Annotated in this window: 17 protein-coding genes; 7 read left to right on the forward strand and 10 right to left on the reverse strand. The window is 41.8% G+C overall.

Features of this window, described 5'->3' with window-relative positions; all coding sequences use genetic code 11:
- The first annotated feature begins 93 nt into the window (after positions 1 to 93).
- Both ACQ4LT_RS09520 and ACQ4LT_RS09525 read left to right on the forward strand, forming a co-directional pair.
- Positions 94 to 456, forward strand: a complete 363-nt coding sequence (locus ACQ4LT_RS09520) for a response regulator (RefSeq protein ID WP_445665803.1) — start codon at positions 94 to 96, stop codon at positions 454 to 456.
- Positions 457 to 739: 283 nt separating this feature from the next.
- Positions 740 to 1,666, forward strand: coding sequence for an FAD-binding oxidoreductase (locus ACQ4LT_RS09525; RefSeq protein WP_445665804.1), 927 nt, complete (start codon positions 740 to 742; stop codon positions 1,664 to 1,666).
- A gap of 41 nt (positions 1,667 to 1,707) precedes the next feature.
- Here the strand turns inward: ACQ4LT_RS09525 and ACQ4LT_RS09530 are convergent, their stop codons facing one another.
- Complete coding sequence (locus ACQ4LT_RS09530) at positions 1,708 to 2,283, reverse strand: DUF502 domain-containing protein (protein ID WP_445665805.1); 576 nt, start codon at positions 2,281 to 2,283, stop codon at positions 1,708 to 1,710.
- A 168-nt stretch (positions 2,284 to 2,451) separates the two neighbouring features.
- Here ACQ4LT_RS09530 and alaS point away from each other — a divergent pair, with 168 nt between their 5' ends.
- From alaS to ACQ4LT_RS09555, 5 genes are all read left to right on the forward strand, one after another.
- A complete protein-coding gene (gene alaS, locus ACQ4LT_RS09535; protein WP_445665806.1) occupies positions 2,452 to 5,121 on the forward strand; it encodes an alanine--tRNA ligase in 2,670 nt (889 codons plus the stop codon).
- A gap of 104 nt (positions 5,122 to 5,225) precedes the next feature.
- Positions 5,226 to 6,332 (forward strand): pyruvate dehydrogenase (acetyl-transferring) E1 component subunit alpha, encoded by a 1,107-nt coding sequence (pdhA, locus tag ACQ4LT_RS09540; RefSeq protein WP_445665807.1) that lies wholly within the window; start codon positions 5,226 to 5,228, stop codon positions 6,330 to 6,332.
- A 54-nt stretch (positions 6,333 to 6,386) separates the two neighbouring features.
- On the forward strand, positions 6,387 to 7,370 hold the full coding sequence (locus tag ACQ4LT_RS09545) for a pyruvate dehydrogenase complex E1 component subunit beta (RefSeq protein ID WP_445665808.1): 984 nt from the start codon (positions 6,387 to 6,389) through the stop codon (positions 7,368 to 7,370).
- 138 nt (positions 7,371 to 7,508) lie between these two features.
- Positions 7,509 to 8,765 (forward strand): pyruvate dehydrogenase complex dihydrolipoamide acetyltransferase, encoded by a 1,257-nt coding sequence (locus tag ACQ4LT_RS09550; protein ID WP_445665809.1) that lies wholly within the window; start codon positions 7,509 to 7,511, stop codon positions 8,763 to 8,765.
- Positions 8,766 to 9,091: 326 nt separating this feature from the next.
- Entirely contained in the window at positions 9,092 to 9,493 is a 402-nt protein-coding gene (locus ACQ4LT_RS09555) for a hypothetical protein (RefSeq protein WP_445665810.1), read from the forward strand.
- A gap of 31 nt (positions 9,494 to 9,524) precedes the next feature.
- Here the strand turns inward: ACQ4LT_RS09555 and ACQ4LT_RS09560 are convergent, their stop codons facing one another.
- The 9 genes from ACQ4LT_RS09560 to ACQ4LT_RS09600 form a co-directional block, all read right to left on the reverse strand.
- A complete protein-coding gene (locus ACQ4LT_RS09560) occupies positions 9,525 to 13,016 on the reverse strand; it encodes a hypothetical protein (protein WP_445665811.1) in 3,492 nt (1,163 codons plus the stop codon).
- A complete protein-coding gene (locus ACQ4LT_RS09565) occupies positions 13,013 to 13,837 on the reverse strand; it encodes a hypothetical protein (protein ID WP_445665812.1) in 825 nt (274 codons plus the stop codon). Before ACQ4LT_RS09565 ends, ACQ4LT_RS09560 begins: the two co-directional genes overlap by 4 nt.
- Before the next feature lie 153 nt (positions 13,838 to 13,990).
- Positions 13,991 to 14,509: a DUF4402 domain-containing protein gene (locus ACQ4LT_RS09570; protein ID WP_445665813.1), complete on the reverse strand. Its 519-nt coding sequence runs from the start codon at positions 14,507 to 14,509 to the stop codon at positions 13,991 to 13,993.
- Between the two features lie 220 nt (positions 14,510 to 14,729).
- Positions 14,730 to 15,173: a hypothetical protein gene (locus tag ACQ4LT_RS09575; protein WP_445665814.1), complete on the reverse strand. Its 444-nt coding sequence runs from the start codon at positions 15,171 to 15,173 to the stop codon at positions 14,730 to 14,732.
- 88 nt (positions 15,174 to 15,261) lie between these two features.
- A complete protein-coding gene (locus tag ACQ4LT_RS09580; RefSeq protein WP_445665815.1) occupies positions 15,262 to 15,816 on the reverse strand; it encodes a hypothetical protein in 555 nt (184 codons plus the stop codon).
- 18 nt (positions 15,817 to 15,834) lie between these two features.
- The gene (locus tag ACQ4LT_RS09585; RefSeq protein WP_445665816.1) at positions 15,835 to 16,350 is read right to left on the reverse strand and encodes a DUF4402 domain-containing protein; all 516 of its coding nucleotides are present in this window, start codon (positions 16,348 to 16,350) and stop codon (positions 15,835 to 15,837) included.
- Between the two features lie 187 nt (positions 16,351 to 16,537).
- On the reverse strand, positions 16,538 to 17,569 hold the full coding sequence (locus tag ACQ4LT_RS09590; RefSeq protein WP_445665817.1) for a hypothetical protein: 1,032 nt from the start codon (positions 17,567 to 17,569) through the stop codon (positions 16,538 to 16,540).
- A gap of 10 nt (positions 17,570 to 17,579) precedes the next feature.
- Positions 17,580 to 18,179 (reverse strand): hypothetical protein, encoded by a 600-nt coding sequence (locus ACQ4LT_RS09595; RefSeq protein WP_445665818.1) that lies wholly within the window; start codon positions 18,177 to 18,179, stop codon positions 17,580 to 17,582.
- Between the two features lie 14 nt (positions 18,180 to 18,193).
- Positions 18,194 to 18,727: a type IV pilus modification PilV family protein gene (locus tag ACQ4LT_RS09600; RefSeq protein ID WP_445665819.1), complete on the reverse strand. Its 534-nt coding sequence runs from the start codon at positions 18,725 to 18,727 to the stop codon at positions 18,194 to 18,196.
- Positions 18,728 to 18,882: the final 155 nt, after the last annotated feature.

Below are 18,882 nucleotides of genomic sequence, written 5' to 3' on the forward strand. Positions count from 1 at the left end.
TATTAACAGTTCTGATTTGTAACAACTGTGTAGCTCGATACTCTTGTTAACGCAAATACAGTTTTAAGATTTACTTATATCCCAACGGCTTATATGGAAACAAAAAAAGTATTAATCGTTGAAGATGAGATGATTATTGCGATGTTAATTGAACGAATGGTTGTTAATCTCGGCCATGAGGTTATCGATAAAGTGTCATCGGGAGAGGATGCTATAAATAAAGCATTAGAACACCGTCCCGATCTTATTTTAATGGATATCCGCCTAAAAGGAGAGATTGATGGTATTGAGGCTATAAGCAGAATCCAAGAAAAAATGTCAATTCCTGTAATTTATATTTCCGGAAATTCTGATTTGGCTCATCAAAAGAAAATGAATAATACGGATTACATTGACTTTCTTTCTAAACCTATTACTGAATCTGAGTTAAGCAAATCTTTTAGTATAGCATCATGATATTCTACAGGATTTTGTGAAAAAGGAAATAGTGTTGAAACTCCTTTAGAATTTATTGGCCCGCTTGCTTGGCGGGCCTTTTTTATTTTTTAAAACTATAATTTTATGCTGAAATGATTTCAGTATTTTGACCACATTTTTGAAAGAGTAAATTCCCAATCAGCTTTTATGAGATGCTTTCCGAAGCTGGCGCAATCTGTAAAATTCACTTGTAATTTTGGCTGAACATTTACAAGTTCATAGCCGTTTAAATCAGATCTAAATAATGCTCTAAATTACAATTATGCCGGAGATCAAACTCCCAGAAGTAGAATTAAATATCTATACCCCTAAAGATCCTGTCGAAGTTCCCATCGTTGAAAATAGGATTTGCACAAAAGAAAGTAGTCCCAATTTTGTACGTCATGTTACATTTGATATTTCCGGAACCGATTTAGAAGGTCACGTTCGCGTGGGACAATCCATTGGTATTTTGCCACCGGGGAAAAATGAAAAGGGACGTGATTACAAATTGCGGTTGTATTCGGTTGCTTCGCCCACGAAAGGAGAGGGTGGTAAATCACATTTGATATCGACTACCGTTAAGCGAACGATTGAGGAGTTTGATAACAATGAGCTGTATTTGGGGGTTTGCTCAAATTACCTGGCAGACCTACAGCCGGGGGATAAGGTGAAAATGACTGGTCCCAGCGGCCGTCGTTTTTTACTGCCCGAAAATGCAACTGATTTCAATTATGTCTTTTTTGCTACGGGTACTGGGATTGCACCATATCGGGGAATGATTAAAGAACTACTTGATAACGGTTTTGAAAATGAGATCGCACTTATATTTGGCTGTGCGTATCGTACAGACTTGCTTTATGCTGATTATTTTGAACCTTTGGATGAGGAGTACGATAATTTTCATTACCTCCCTCATATTTCCCGTGAAGATCGGCGCCCGGATGGTACCAAGAAATATGTACAAACTTGTTTGCGGGATGAGGCCGAGTTACTTGATCCCCTTATGGAGCAGGAGAACACACTAATGTATATATGCGGGCTTAAAGGGATGGAAAGTGGTATTTATCGTGCATTGGCTAAAAAAGGATTTGCGGAGTATTTGGATGTTCGTGAGCCGGCGTCCAGTAAGATGCCCGAAGAGTGGGACGAAAGAGACCTAAAAAGATATGTCAAACCTTCTACCCGTACCTTTGTAGAAGTGTATTAAGTAGTGATCCAGAAATTTATTGTACTTCAGTGGTAGCTTGCTTATTTATTATCGGCCATATTTGTAACACCGCCCGAAACGACGTACTTCATAACGTCGGTGGAATTGTAATCAAGAGGTGTTACGTTTTGGGGTGGTACTAAATACAAATTCCCTGAAAAATTATAGGAGTGAGGGCAGTAGACAGCGACCATATCTTGAATGCCCAGCTGACTAAGATCCTTCTGTGTTACAAAGCCGATACGCTTGGCTTCCATGCCACCTAAATCAATAAGAACCGGTTTATTGAATCGCTTCTTATCTCCAACAAAAGCTTCGGTAAGCTCTTTTAGTGAAGTGTAGATAATTTTGATGAAAGGGACCTTTTTTAGAAATTGTTCAAAATACGTAACAATAGGTTTGGTGATAGCTCTCGAAAAGACGTACCCAATGGCCGAAATTCCAAAGAAAACAGTGATAATACCCAATCCCGGGATATCGATACTTAGCCATTCAAAAAGAAGATTATTGAAAAAGTTGTTAGACCATCTGACGGCCGAATAAATGATATAGATAGTGGCACCAATTGGAAAGACGAGCAATAATCCCCGCAAAAAATTATTAATAATGGGACGCATAGCTACAAATATTTAGTTTGTGATAACAATACATGAAGGTTAACTATCAGTGCAAATGACAGGGTGCAACAGTTTAGTTTATTTGCTCTGTTTTTAAGATGAGTTCAACACTTATTTTTGCTATTTTCAACGGTCTGAATAATATACAATTAAGGTAAATAAAAACTGATGACCCACAAGAGCTCTGCACAAATTCGCCAGGAATTTCTGGATTTTTTTAAAGAAAAAAAACATCTGATTGTCCCGAGTGCTCCGGTCGTACCCCAGAATGATCCCACTCTGCTATTTACGAATGCAGGGATGAATCAGTTTAAACCGATCTTTTTAGGGGAGCAATCCGGTTATGAAAAAGAAGGCGAAACCTGGCAGCGAGCGGTCGATAGTCAGCGCTGTATTCGTGTGAGCGGTAAGCATAATGATCTTGAAGAGGTCGGTTATGACACCTATCACCACACGTTGTTCGAAATGCTCGGCAACTGGTCGTTCGGGGATTATTTTAAGCGTGAAGCTATTCGCTGGGCATGGGAGCTACTCGTAGATGAATGGGGACTTGAGCCCGATCGCCTGTACGCTACTGTTTTTGAAGGGGATGAAGACGATGGGCTCCCGGTAGATCAGGAGTCAATAGAACTCTGGGAAGAGGAGACTTCTATTAATCCCGATCACATTCTGAAATTTGATAAAAAAGACAATTTTTGGGAGATGGGAGAAACCGGTCCGTGCGGCCCGTGCTCCGAAGTACACGTGGATATTCGTCCCGATGAGGAGCGCAAAGAGAAAGACGGCGCCGAGCTCGTGAATATGGACGATCCCCGCGTCATGGAGATTTGGAATCTTGTCTTTATTCAGTTTAATCGACAGCCCGACGGCTCGCTCGAAAAGCTGCCTGCTCAGCATGTGGATACCGGGATGGGCTTTGAGCGCATTTGTGCGATCCTTCAGGAAAAAAAGTCAAATTACGATACCGACCTTTTTACGCCCTTACTCGATAGAATCGGGGAGCTGGCCGATGTTTCTTATGGTGATGATGACGAAGTTGATATCGCTATACGGGTGATTGCCGATCACATTCGTTCGGTAAGCTTTTCTATTGCGGATGGGGCATCGCCGGGCAATGATGGGCGTGGTTATGTAATTCGTCGGATTTTACGGCGCGCCATTCGTTACGGCTGGGATAAGTTGGATCTGAAAAAGCCGTTTTTCTATAAGCTGGTGCCAACGCTGGCTGAACAGTTCAAGAATGTGTTTCCTGTACTAATTAACCAGCAGGATTACGTGCAGAATGTTATTGAATCCGAAGAGAAAAGCTTTTTAAATACGCTCGGACAGGGCATTGAGCTGTTTAATGAGATGGCTGAAGGTGAGGATGAGATATCCGGTGAAGATGCCTTTAAGCTGCACGATACATACGGGTTTCCTATCGACTTGACGCAACTGATGGCACGCGAACGGGGTGTGGATGTCGATGTCGAAGGATTTAACAAGCGCATGAAAGAACAAAAAGAGCGCGCTCGTGCGGCAGGTAAGTTCAACGTTGATCAGTCATCCCAAAAGCAATGGGTTACCGTTACTGATACCGACGACTTTGAGTTTGTCGGATACGACTCGCTGTCAGCCTGGGGAACTATTAAATCCATGCGCAAAGAAGGGGAGCAAAATGCACTTATTTTGGATAAGACGCCCTTTTATGCCGAAAGCGGGGGGCAGGTTGCCGATACTGGCATTATCAGCAACGGCGATGAGCACCTGCGGGTCTTGGACGTGCAAAAATCACCGGATGGTTACATCCATATTGTCGATAAGCTGCCCAAAGATCCAAAAGGAGAGTGGGAGGCGATGGTCAATGGCGACCGACGCCGAGAGATCAGAAAGCATCACTCTGCTACGCATTTGGTTCATGCGGCACTGAAACAGGTGTTGGGTGATCACATTGCACAAAAGGGATCGCTCGTAGATGAACAGCACCTGCGATTTGACTTTTCCCACTTTGATCAGATTTCCAATGACGAACTCAATCAGATTGAAGGAATCGTTAACGATCGTATTCAACAGAATATTTTCAAGAAAGAAGAGCGTAATGTGCCCATTGATGAAGCAAGAGAACGTGGCGCAACGATGCTGTTTGGCGAAAAATATGGCGACAAAGTACGGGTGATTTCGTTTGATCCTGATTATTCGATGGAGCTTTGTGGTGGAACCCATGTGGATGCCACCGGTGAAATTGGCTACTTCCGTTTTACGGGTGAATCTTCTGCAGCGGCCGGAATCCGCCGAATAGAGGCCAAAGTAGGTAAAAGTGTGGATGAGTATCTGCGCGAAGAAAATGAACTGGTGCAGCAAATCCGATCGGAGATAGGACAGAGTCAGGATCTGGTGCGCGATATCCATCAGCTTATTGAGGAGCGTAAAGAGCTGGAGAAAGAGGTCGAGGAATTGCGGAAACAACAAAGCACTTCCAAGCTTGATGGACTGATCCAAAATGCGCAGAAGCTAAACAATGGTATTAAATTGGTATCCGGTGAAGTGCCTCATGCAGATATGGATCTGTTGAAACAGCTGGGGTATGAATCGCTTGATAAGCAGAAAGAAGGAACGGTTACGGTACTCGGTGCCAAAGATTCTGAGGAAGGTAAAGTATATGTTATGGCGGCAGTTACGGATGATCTTATTAAAGAAAAAAAGTTAAAGGCCGGTGCACTGGTTGGTGAACTGGGACAGATGCTTGGCGGTGGAGGCGGTGGACAGCCGAATCTGGCTACAGCTGGTGGACGAAGACCCGAAAAACTGAAAGAATTATTTGATCAGCTGCCGTCAATTATCAACAAACATTTAGATTAACTGTTTACCTGTAATCTTCCATAATTTTAGGTATATTTTCTGACTCTGATTAGAGTAAAATTTCAATTGAAACGTTGTAACAGCTAACCTGCTGTTAAGATATTATGGCTAAAAAAGAAAAAAACGCAGAAGAAGTTTCGTTTACCCCGAAAGGGACTGGTATCCGTACCAACGGAGACATCGTTCGCAGTACGGAATTGCCTGATCCCACAGAGAAAAAACATAGTGATCTCGACTTATCGGACGATGACGTCGTTGATATGTTTGAGCAGATGTATTTGCAGCGCCGATTTGAAGAGCGCGCGATGCAGATGTATCAAAAAGGGAAATTCGGAGGATTTCTTCACCTTTATATGGGGCAGGAGGCAATTTCTACCGGAACGACGTACGCCCTGAATGATGACGACGATATTATTACGGCTTATCGCGATCACGGCTGGGGTTTGGTTCGCGGAGTATCTCCCAAAGAGGGAATGGCTGAGCTCTATGGAAAAGTAACTGGCTGTTCGAAAGGCAAGGGCGGGTCGATGCACTTTGCCAATGTGGATGAACACTTCTGGGGCGGCTACGGAATAGTGGGCGGACACATTCCACTTGGCGGCGGAATTGCTTTTGCCAATAAATACAAGCAGAATAACCGTGTTACAGCTTGTTTTCTTGGTGATGGAGCCGTACCACAGGGCGCTCTGCACGAAACGTTGAATATGAGTCAAAACTGGGGCTTACCTTGTATCTATGCCGTAGAAAATAATGGCTATGCAATGGGTACGGCCGTTCATCGACACTCTACTGGTGAAATCGTGGATCGTGCTGACGGATTCAATATAAATAAAAGAGTCATCAACGGTATGGATGTGTTTACCGTTTATGAAAATATGAAAGAAATTGCTGAAGATGTCCGTGAAAATTCTGAGCCTTGGTTTGTAGAAATCCGAACGTATCGTTATCGCGGTCATTCAATGTCAGATCCGATGAAGTACCGGACAGACGAGGAGCTCGAGGAATATGAAAAGCTCGATCCGGTAGCACGCATTAAAAATTACCTGCTGGATGAAGATATTATTGATGAAGAGAAGGTGGAAGAAATTAAAGACAGTGTAGAGGATACGGTGATGGAAGCGATCGATTTTGCCGAGGAAAGTGATTTCCCTGAAAAAGAAGCGCTTTACGATCATATGTTTGCCGAAGATGATTATCCTTTCCACAGATAGGATATAGGATTTAGAAAACTACAAATTGACAATTTTTGAAATAACTACATAGAAATGGCTGAGTTACAATTCAGAGAAGCAATCCGGGCTGCAATTGATGAAGAGATGTCCCAGGATGAAGATATTTTTGTGATGGGCGAAGAAGTCGCCGAATACGATGGAGCTTACAAAGTAACCGAAGGTCTGCTCGATAAATATGGGTCAAAGCGGATGATCGATACTCCTATCTCGGAGCTCGGCTTTGCCGGCATCGGAGTGGGAGCAGCTATGAACGGACTGCGTCCCATTGTAGAGTTTATGACCTTTAATTTTGCCGTGCTGGCCGCCGATCAAATTATTAACCATGCTTCCAAGGCGCGTTATATGACTGGCGGACAGGTTGAGATTCCAATCGTATTTCGGGGCCCCAATGCATCTGCGGGACAGTTGAGTGCAACGCACTCGGTTTCGTATGATTCGATGTATGCGCATTTTCCCGGACTTAAGGTGATTTATACTTCTGAACCGGCCGATGCAAAAGGATTGCTGAAGTCGGCTATTCGGGATGATAATCCGGTATTGTTTATGGAGTCGGAGCAGATGTATGGAATGAAAGGCGAAGTACCTGAGGATGATGATTTTACCATACTAATTGGCAAAGCCAAAGTGAAACGCGAAGGAAGTGATGTAACGGTGGTAGCCCATGGAAAAATGTATCATGTTGCTACCCAAGCGGCCGAGAAACTGGCTAAGGAAGATGTGGATGTAGAAATTGTAGATCCCCGTACAGTTAAACCGCTGGACATGGAAACGATTGTGAAATCGATCCGCAAAACCAATCGTTGCGTAATTGTGGATGAAGCGCATCCGTTTGGCGGGCTGGCGGCCGAGGTTGGATATTTAATTCAGCGCGAAGCTTTTGATTATTTAGATGCGCCTGTTCAGCGTGTTACGTTGCCGGATACGAATGCGCCCTTTGCCAAGAATCTTTTTGATGAGTGGTTGCCGAGTCCGGATCAGGTGATTGATGCAATTAACACCGTTACTTATCGCAAGTAACGAGCTGTGTCATTCTGAACTTGTTTCAGAATCTATAAAAATAAATCCGATCCTGAAATGAATTCAGGGTGACATTAGTTTTTAATTACATTTTGTTGAATAAAATTACAATCAGTAAACGATTTAAATTTAACTACTATGGCAGTTAAGGTTGAAATGCCCAAGCTAAGCGATACGATGGAAGAAGGCGTTATCGCTGCGTGGAATGTTGAAGAAGGAGATACTGTAGAATCCGGTGATGTAATTGCCGAGGTAGAAACCGATAAGGCAACAATGGAGGTTGAGGTTTTTGATGCCGGAACCATTCTTAAAATTCTTGTTGATGAAGGTGATGCAGTGCCGCTCGGCGGATTGATTGCTGTGATTGGCGAAGAAGGCGAAGATATTAGTGATATTTTGGAGGAGGATCAATCTGATGACGATTCCGGAGAATCTTCTGATAAAGAAAAAGACGAAGCCGAAGAAAAAGTTGAGCAGGATGAAGGAGGGGAAAGTTTTGATCCTGTGTTTGGTGATCTTGATGATAAAGGAAACGGTCAGCCTGATGAGGGACGTATTAAAGCGTCACCGCTGGCACGAAATATGGCGGAAGAACAAGGTATTAAACTTGCAGATGTAGAAGGCAGTGGTCCGAATGGACGTATTATTAAGCGCGATATAGAAAGTTACGAGCCGTCGAAATCCCCTGCCACAGCACCGGCAGCTACCGTATCTCGAGAGGACAAAGAGCACCGCGTATCACAGATGCGTAAGACCATTGCTCGACGACTATCAGAAAGCAAGTTCAGTAGTCCACATTACTATGAAACCATCAATATTGATATGAGTGCGGTCTGGGATGCCCGGAAGCAGCTCAACGAAATTAGTGATATAAAAATTAGCTTTAACGATATTGTGGTGAAAGCCTGTGCAACAGCACTGCGCCAGCATCCCGATATCAATAGCTCTTGGCAGGGAGATAAAATTATTGAGCATGGCGATGTAAATGTCGCAGTGGCCGTAGGTATTGATGAAGGGCTGCTTACACCTGTGATTGATAATACCGATCAGAAAGGATTACAGCAGATTGCGGCCGAAGGTAAAGAGTTGATTGAAAAAGCTCAGAATCGTGACTTGCAGCCCGAAGAAATGGAGGGTAGTACATTCACAGTCAGCAACCTCGGAATGTTTGGCATTGAAGAGTTTACTGCTATTATCAATCCACCGAACGCCTGTATTCTTGCAGTTGGGGCCATTCGCGATGAGCCCGTTGTCGAAGATGGGGAAGTGGTTCCCGGCAAACGGATGAAAGTCACACTATCAAGCGATCATCGTATTGTTGATGGTGTTTCAGCCGCTAAATTCTTGAATACACTTAAGCGGATGCTTGAGAATCCACTGGGTATGGTTTTATAAATACCTGTTTTATTATAAATTTATGTCAAAGCCCTGGATCGAAAGATTCAGGGCTTTTTAATTTCAAGGCCCTTCTTAATGTATATTCTGGTTTATCTCCTTGAGTATATCTGTCTCTCTATCTAACTACTCGGAAGAATTTTCCGGATTTAGCCTTTCTTTCCGGTAATAAAACACCCTGTTTTAAATTCTAATGATTGTAAAACAACGGGTAGAACTACTTCAAGCCCTTTTCTAACTATTAGAATAGTCTAATTAATATTAGAATTTATTAATATTAAAAATTTTTAATATACTGATGGTAGATTCAATCAAGAAAAGACATTATGGTCAAGAAAATCTACATATTGACAATTTTAATAACCGGACTCTTTTTTCAGGATAGCTTCGGACAAGGTTCTGCACAGGCAACAATGCGTGTAAGTGTTGAGGTTGTAGAGGGAGCTAGTGTTGCAATGAGTCAGCCGGATAAAGTCAATTTATCTGAAGACGGCAACCCCATCCTTGGAGCAATGCGGATGCAGGGTAGTGATAATACATTAGTAAGTGTTTCAGATCAGCTTCAACTCTTTAATTCGAGTGGAAGCCAAATAAATCTCGATATCATAGCCTCAAAGGATATGGAGGAGAATGCTAATGAGATTCGTTTTCAGGGATTAAAGACACTCAACAATACTGAAAGAGGTTCTTACACCGGAGAGCTTAAAGCCACTATAGAATATCTTTAGAGAAGAATTAAGGAAGCTCAACTAATAGCTACTATCTTTCAACCAGCACAGTTATTAGATGTTGTTCTATCGCAGAGATCTCAGCAAGCTTCTGTTGCAATTCTTTGGTCCGAGTCCATGAAGTAAGCCCCTCAAAAACAATTGTACCGTCAGAAGATTTTTTAAATTCTGCTCCTGATTCAGGATCAATCAAGGATTTTAAAAGTTCTTCGTCAGCTTTCCCCAATGAATTTTCTATGCGGATTTGAAAACTAAATTCCATCGCGCGCTCTTCTTTCTCACCAATAAATAGAGAGTAATTTTGGATGTTTTCAAGAGAGGCATCTGCATAAGAATATTTATTTTGGATAGTTGTCAGCTGTGATTGCATCTCTGTTTTTGACGAATATCGCTCATCTACATATACCAAATAATTATCATTGGCCTCATTAAAACTGAAAGAGGTTTGTATGTTCATTTCGTTTGTGGCTTGATCAGCAAAGCGGCTGGCAGTATCTTTTGTTGGAAATTCTCTCAGCTTGATAAAGTCTGCTTGGGGAGCATCAGGTTTAATATTATTGCTGTCAAGGACAACGAGCGCGGCTCTTTCAAATGTATTACCGTGATATGATAAAATGTTTTCGATAGCTTGATCCCGATTTGGTAAAGAGAGGCTACGAATAGCGTATAAGTCGGTGTTGGTATTAAGGATTACGCTAAAAGCCCCATTAAGCCTACTTGCCGCTTCTTTAGCAACTTCTTTAGCTTTTGATAATGTCCTGAAACTGGCAAGCTGAATTTTATAATAGAGTTGCTGATCGGAGATATAAGTAGTTTCGGTTGGATCAGGCGTTACAGTATCAGCTGCAATGGGCTCAATAGTTGATTTGGGTTTGAGGATAAAATTCAATCCTTCGACGAAATCCCCCTCAGCGAGGGCTTCAACCTCAACCTGCATGGTGTCAGGGTTGGAATTAACATCGAGGAATTCCAGCTGTTTCCTATCTATATATAAATTGTAGTTTCCTGGAGGGATTTCATAGGCATAAAACGTACCGTCGCTAAATGTGCGCATTTCTTTTTTGTAGGTCGTATCTTTTTTGGAATCTAAGTAAACGCGGAGGCCGGATTGCGGCTTCTCATTCCCGTTGTTCATTTTTACAACTTTGCCAGATACTACGCCGGAAGTATAGAATGGTACATCTATCGGTTTATACTGATTGGGATCTGTGACAATAGAAAATTGCTCTATTTCAGGCACCAGCATTGGATTTTTTATAGCTGATTGATTGATCTCCATATTAATTCTGTGGTAGGACTGAAGCTGGCTGAAACGGAAAATGCCCTCTGAAGATGTAGACATAACTCCTGCTCGTCCAATACGAACGGCTTCGTCGTTTATTACATCGTCCCCTTCGTCGTAAGTACCAGAGTTGTTCGAATCTACATAAAGACGAACAGATGTTGCAGAACGTCCTACCTGCTGCCTGTTCGAGACGGTTAAATCGTTATTGTAATCATCATATCCGATCGATCCCCTAATATTCTGGGAAAAGGTGTATTGATTGCTCAATTTCCTGGCATTTGTGGTGCTACGAAATGCATTAAAATCAATGGTCAGTCCAACGTTCAGGAAATTGAAATCACGTAAAAAATTTCTGGAATAGGATGCCTGAATTCTTCCATTTTCAAATATGCTTTTGGAGGCTTGTATTTCGGCTTCTCTGAAGGCACCAATTCCCGGACTGTAATTGATGCTACCACTAACGAAGGTATTTTGAAGATAACGGGGGATGTTGGGGGTTCGAGAAATAAGATACGTAGCGGATGCGCTAAGATCTGAGCTATTACTCGGGTCGAACGAAAATCTACCGAACTGACGGTCGCGGTAACTGAACCTTAGATTCAGGCGATTAATTCGTGAGTTCAAGTCAATGGCATAGCTGATATTATCCAGCGTAGAGTTTTGAGCGTAACTCCCCCGGAATCGGAAATTAAACGGCATTTCTCTTATCGATAACGGGAAAAATGCATTGGCTGAAAATTCCTGCTCGTTGCCGACCGGGTTATAAATTTGGTTATCGGTATAATTGGTATAGTTTAATCCCCAGCTGGCAGATGAGGGATAAATAACATTCCCGGATATTCGATAGAATGCATTGGGAGCGATATCGAGATTTAACAGGTAATCGTCGAATACCCGTGCAGAAGTCGAGCTAAAGAAAACAGGAGACTGATTGGAGTATTCATTAAAGTATTCTACCCCCACTTGCTGGGTCAGCCAGTTAGAAATACCGTACGCAACATCACCTTGGGCCATATAACTTTCGGTGGTGGTACCAAAAAAGGCATTATCCAGTTGACCAGCATTAAAATGATAGCTGACTTCACCTTCCGGCAGAAAGTTAAAGGGGATCTGTATTCGTTCTTCTCGCTCCTGTATTCGCCCGTCAGGACCATAAATTCGCAACCGCAATCGGGAAGTACCGTAGGTGAGAGGCACTAAGAAGCGATACTGTTCGTCTTCCGTTATTCGGGCAAAATCATAGAGTGAATTATTGTAGTAAAGCTCAACTTCTGATCCGATAGGGGCCGTTCCTTCGATCTCATATGAATCGTACATGTAGCGGGGCTCGATGGGTTCGTTTGTTAATCGAATGCCCGTAAAATTTCGGCTGCTTAAGCCATCCGATCGTGTTTGCCCGGCATAGATTTGGCTTAAATAATCGTTATTCCGCATAACGTATCGCCAGCGTAGGTTATTGGTGGTAAAGTTAGATGAACCGCCAGAATAGCTACCAAATGCAGAACCCTCAAGATCACCGCCGGCTACTTCCGTGCCAAGATCAAAATTATAGGTATAGGAGTTTTGTGTTTCGTTTATAATAGACGTGAGCGAATAATCGAAAAAGCCGCCACCGAAGAAAGTTCTATCTCGTTCAAAAACAAGGGGATGATAACTCTGTCCAATACTGGCTTTTTCTTGACGCTCTCTACGCCGCTGCCGCTCATACTCTTCAACGATGGGCAAGGTGTTTGGAGTTTCGAGCTGCAAAAGTAGATTATTCATGTCAACAGAAAAATTTAGATCAAATACTTCTGACAACACATCAAGACTCACGTAGAAATCTAACTCCTTAACCAGCATCTTAGAGCTGTCATAACGGAAGGTTCCCTTATTCTCCAGGATTACTTCATAGTTGCTGAAATCGAAGTGGAAATTATTATCGGGATCAAGGTAAAAGCCTTCGATGGATAAACTTCCATTGTCTACCTCGTGAGAAATTTTAAGACTGCTGAATATTTCTGAAACCGGAAGATAGTAGGTGCCATCTTCATAATAGGCGGTTATAACCCTTTCAAAAAAATTACGGTAGGTAAATGAAAGAAATATCTCTTGTTGATTTGGCCGTTGCTGGTCAGCCTGTGCTTCCTGGAATTCGGATACCGGTGCGGCCTTTATGGCATTGTCAAAAGAAAGGACAGGTGTACTTAAAGAGAGTAGAAGGAGGAATAAGATTAAGAAACGGCCTTCTTTACTCACTTTTTGGTAAAGCTTATAGATTGAGATACCGGTTCCATTTGAATGATGTTTTCCGAAGGCACATCGGGTCGTTGCGTTTCAAAAGTAATTTCAGCCGTATATTTCCCATTTTCTAGTTCATTTTGGGCTATCTCAAAAACTTGCCGGTATTCGAAATAGATAGAAGTGGAAGCGCGCTTTTCAACAATCTCATTGCCATCACTGTCGGTAACGGTTAAAATAATCGATCCAAGAAAAGGGGAGTTGCCTGACCTGTTGACATCGGCAATAAATTTAAAATTATCTTCAGCATTTTGTTGGGTAAAGTTTTGGATCTCTATTCCGGTATTGGTATCGCCGTGTTTATAAAATAGGGTGGTGACCTGCTCAAATTTGTAGGTAATTTGAGCCGTAATGCCATCCTCGGTTTCTTCACCGATAGGAGGATTTTGGGCACTTGACGTGGTTTTAATACGGGTCCAGTAGGTGCCGTCCGAAAAGTCTTTGGGTCGTACCGTCATTCTTACTGTCTGACGCTGGCCGGGTTGCAGTACAAAATTCTGTGGAAAGCCCTTGACCAAGTTGCTAATACCGTATTGTTGGGCCCGGCTGCTGTCGTCATAAACCATCTGGACATTGCCTTCATTGTTGGTTGTGGGATAGCCGAAGGGAAATTCAATGGATACTTCCTGGGCCTGGTTTGATCCGTTTAGCACCAAAAAGCTGCCAAAACGTTCTTGCTGGTCTATGAATACCATGGTGGGAGCGATGGTTATTTGTGCCTTGGCGCCTGCAAGAAACACCCCAAAAAGAAGCAGAAATATAAAGGACAGTTTTTTCATCTCGGGTAGACTGGTTTTAATTACCGTTGGGGGAACCTAAGAAATTTGTGCAAAAAAGCATAGGAAGCTGCTATTGGAACAATTCTAGGCTTGTCTATAAATAAAAAAGCCAAGACGGATTAGATCTTGGCTTTTTTTTAATAAAAGTATTTCTTAGTTATGTGTGGCAGTCAAGGTAATAGTTTCCTCATAGGTACCGGCAAGTTGGTTATTTGCAGATTGGATTGAACCACCAATGAATACATAAATTTCACTATTGGAAGCTCCGGCTAGGTTGACGCCTGTTTTGGTATTAGTTGGATTCCAAGTTTCATTTTGAGTATTGGCGTCTTGTCCCCAGGCAGCATCGTTATTATCAAAAGTGATGGTCATTGGAGCCCCTGGACCTTGTAACTCTCCACCATTGGCAAAGCTAAATTCCAAAGTTAAATTACCACTGTAGCCATCTACCGTAAACTGGCCAGCTTGAGCATCATCACCTACTAGAACTTCACTAGTAGCACCTTGAGCTATCGTGCCAAAATTTAGAGCTTGAACTGGAGAGACATTTATAGATGCTTGAACCTTAGCAAAGCTTTTAATATTCGTAGTAGCAGTATTTTGTGCATTAGCAATTGTGGTCAAGCCTGTTGTAATAAGTAAGATGAGTGTAAGTTGGAGTAATCGTTTCATGGTTAGAGCCGTTTATTATTTTTGTAGATAAATTGAGTTTCTTTGATTGCTTCACTCCCAAGATAAAAATGATCTCTCGGATCTCTTAGTTAGAGCCTTTTAATTAAAGGATTCTAAGCTTTTCAAAATCACTATTGAATAGCGCCATTATGAATAGTTAGTAACACCAAATATCTTAAAAGGCGTTTCAATACTGCAGAAGATTAATAAATCGTAATTTCTATTGGTAAACGACGTTCAAAACCAATGTGCCCGAGTAGGAGCCGGGAGAGATATCGCCGACCTCAATATTTCCAAAAATATAGACATAGCCGGTATCCCAAACCTGTTCTTTATTGTTGTTAGGATTCTCATCATCACTGAGGGTTACCTGTAACATATCGTTGCCAAAGGGTAACAGATCTTGATAATTGCTGGCTTGGTGTGAATAGGCGGCATCCAGATTAAGGGGGATGGTATTGGTGGTGTCTTGCCCGCCAGATTGTGTTAAGCGGTCGGGTCTTTGCAGTGTAAGTATGGCACTTTGCGCCGCAAGGGCTCTTATTTTGAAAATGCCCATTTGCGGATTGGCCAATTCAATTTGATGAGTACCGCTGTTACTTATTACCGTACCAAAATTTAGATCCTGTAGTACTTCTACGCCTAACTCAGGCTGAACATCCATATTGAAACGTAATGTTTGGCCTTGAATAGGCAGTGAGAAAAAGGTGATACTAACAAGTACTATGGAAAAAAATCTGAAGTTCATTAGATCAATTAGTATAGGTGACAGAAATTGTTATTTGACCTTTATATTTTCCGGCTTTGACATTACCGACTTCTATACCGCCGTAAATATATACATACGCTGTTGCAGTAGATCCTCCCCCTCCGCCACCGGGAGCACTACTATTTCCCGTATCGTTACTGCTGTCATTTTGACTACCTTGGCCATTAACTTCGAATATGGCCGTATTGCCATTAAAAGTTATTGCATCCTCTATATTTTCCCTCCCTTGATTTGCATAAGCGGCACCTAAGGTGTAGGGTATGGTGTTTGAGGCATCCAGCATCAGATCTTGGGCAGATATCGTAACTTCAACACTTTTATTTTTCTGGCCCTCTATACTAATAATTTCAGTTTTTGGATCGTCAAGTAAAATATCATAAGAATTATTTTGGAGTACAGTCTCAAAATCTAAAACCCCACCGGTTTTTACTGTCACTGTTAATTCTGGTGGTGCTTCTACATTGATAGCAAACATTTGGGCACTTACAGGCCCAAAAGGAAGAATTAAAAATATAAATGCAATTAGAATTTTTTTCATAAAGCGACTGCTATAGGTTTATATATATTCAACCTCAATGGTGAAATTGCCGTTGTAATTCCCCGGTCTGGCATTTTCAACGTTTACCTGGCCGCCGATCCAAAAATAATATTCTCCATTACTGTTGAGTGTCAGATCGCGATTATCGGTTTGCAGGATTTCAGCTGAGCTCTGATCGTCCTCATCATTGCCGGCAATTTCATAGGTAAAGGTTAGTGTACTGCCACTGGCGTGTGTTAACGTGCGTCCACGTACAAAGCTAACCCGAATTTGGGAATCCGCATTCCCCAAGGCAATCATTTTGCCCGTATTGGAGTCAGAAAGCGGATCGATAGAAATGGCCTGCTGGCTGGGTCGTACGGAACTAAAATCCATATCTCTAACCGTTACCATTTCGATAGATTCGACCACCTGGGCAGAAGCAGCAATGCTTATTCTGCTGGTCTCCCCATTTTGATCTTGTGCCATTGCTGTGAGGGTAGTAATACTACTTACAGCTACTATGAGCAACAGTATTGTGGTAACTTTTTGCATTAAAGTCTTAATTAACCAATTCTCATTTGTTTGCACTATGTAAACGAATTGTCTTACAAAATGTTGGTCAAGAACTCGACCGTATTTATAGTTAGCCTAAAATAAAAAATGCAGAGGAGATGTTCCCTCTGCATTAGTAAATCTTAAGGTAGATAAGTGAATTCTAAATTAGCCTATGGGCAATTGTTTATTCATAAATGCTGTTTTGCTTATAAATACGATCGGCATCCAGATCTTTTTCTGCGGCTAAGTTGGCGTACTGGTGAGCAGTACAATCGTATTGTAACTGGACATCCCCGTTAATATCAATATTGACCATTTGGTCTTCGGTAGAACCTACAATAACGCTGCCATTGATGGTAGGAGTTCCTTTGGCATCCATCTCCCAGGCATTTTCGAAAACTACCAAACCGTTAAATGTAAAATTGCCTGCAACATCCAATTCACCTTCTAAGTCAAGTTGGCCACCGGCTCGGACTACCATAATTCCGTACCCTTCGGTTATACCGCCTGTTAATTTGGTATAATCTTCAACAAAGAAAATGCCCGGATCGTCTTGGGTACCCATATCTCCCTTGTAGTTGCCACTAATTGTTTGAGTTTGCGGTTGACCTTCAAGACGGTTTACCAACTGGGCATAAGGTTCATAGTCAATATTACCTACGGCCGCTTCATCTTCAGGGGTTCCGTCAATACGTTCGTTTTGCCCCACTTTTGTTTTTCCGGCTTCTGAGTTTACTTGTACCCCGGGCCGGTCTTCGCATTTTCCGGTTGAATCATAACCATTAATATTTGATGATCCGCCCAAAAAGAAATTGAAATCATCCGTCGCAATACCCAGACTGGAATTGAATTCCGGTACAAGCTGTTCTTTCTTACTGATATCATAGGTTGATATCGTGGTATGATTATTTACAGCATTGTCCATTTTTGAAACTGACGTAACTTCAATGAGTACATCCGGGGTAATCTCCTTAAGTGAAATTTCTATTGTTCCTCCCTCAATTTCAATTGTTTCGGGTCCGCGCCACTCATTGTTATTATTAAACTTATATAGGGCAAATTGAAGTCCGGTGTGGGAAAGATTTTGAGCCATTGCCTTGGTGGCACTGTTAACCGATTGTGTTGTTAATCCTTTTTTCTGGCTGTTCATCCCCATAAAGGTGTATCCCAGAGCTATCAACAAGCCCATTACAATAATTAGCATTGGTCTACCCATAATAGAACCTCTATAACCTTAAATTTTGTGGTGTATATTGTTTTTCCCAGGTGGATTTAGTGTAGTCAGCATTGCCCGGCCGTCCTATTTTTTCTTTGCTTTCCACAGTAAAATTAATTTCGATAAACCTGATTTTATCGCGTTCGGTCTGGGCACCCCCCAAGAGGTTAGAAAGTAAACTTGGACTTATTTCACTACGATCTTTATTTAGATAGGTAATTTCAAATTTAGTGATACCGGTTTTGAACTTCGATTCTTTACCATCAACCCGACGAATTAATACTTTGTCATTCGGATTAGAACTGTTTACATCAGTATCGGTGAATTTCCATTCAATAGTTTCGACAGAGCCATCATTGTCGATATCACTTTTAAATTGGATAAAATCACTATCGGCATCGGTTATGGGAGAAGATATAGTTCCGTTCTGCTGATAACCAATATTGGGAATATCTTTTTCTAAAATTTGGCTTACCGTACCGGTATGCATTTGAGTAACCTGCCGCATGGTCAGTTCCTGTGAACTCTGCGAAATGTTTCTATTCATGCTGAGAATACTCAGTAATAAAATACCCGCAATAATAAAGCTGGTTGTTAATCCGAGATTCATAGTTAGTACATTACCTATTGTGTTTTATAATATTGACGAAGATAAGGCAGCTGTATTTGAATATTTTCTCCATTGCTTCTTTTCAGATACTCACTTGTTACTGTTACAACCATTTTTTTGTATTCGGTATAGGGCGCGCCAGTATGGCCGCTTGCCATATCATAGTTTGGTGGATTTACATATTGTACTTCTATATCTACCTGGAAAGCCCCATCACCGGTACCGGGTTCCCAATCTACTATTTCAGTCCAATTGTGGTAGTCGTCAAAATCATTAAAATCAGATCGGCTATTTTCTCCCGCTCCCGAGCCACAAGCAGAAAATCCTTCGGGAATATTGACCGGGGGACCGCTTGTTGAGTTGGCATCGAAGGCCAAAACTCTGGCTTCGTCGATATATGTTTGTGCAATAGTAAGCGCTCGTTTTTCGGCCTCACTTTCCGTTTCTACTTGACTGTTAAGGAAGATGAGCTTATTTGAAGTCATCAGTATTAGGGAAAACAGCACCATAGCTGCCATTGTTTGAAGTAGTTCGCTAAATCCGACCATTGTTGTAAGTCTTTATATATTTTATGTACCCCTGTTAAAAATCTCTGTGAATCGCATTCTTTTTTATTTATTAGTCCCGACTAATATTATAATAAACGCAATCGTGGCCTAATTAAATTTCATTAACTAATATTGTAATTATTTAAACTTATTGG

It is taken from the genome of Fodinibius sp. AD559, assembly GCF_052712805.1.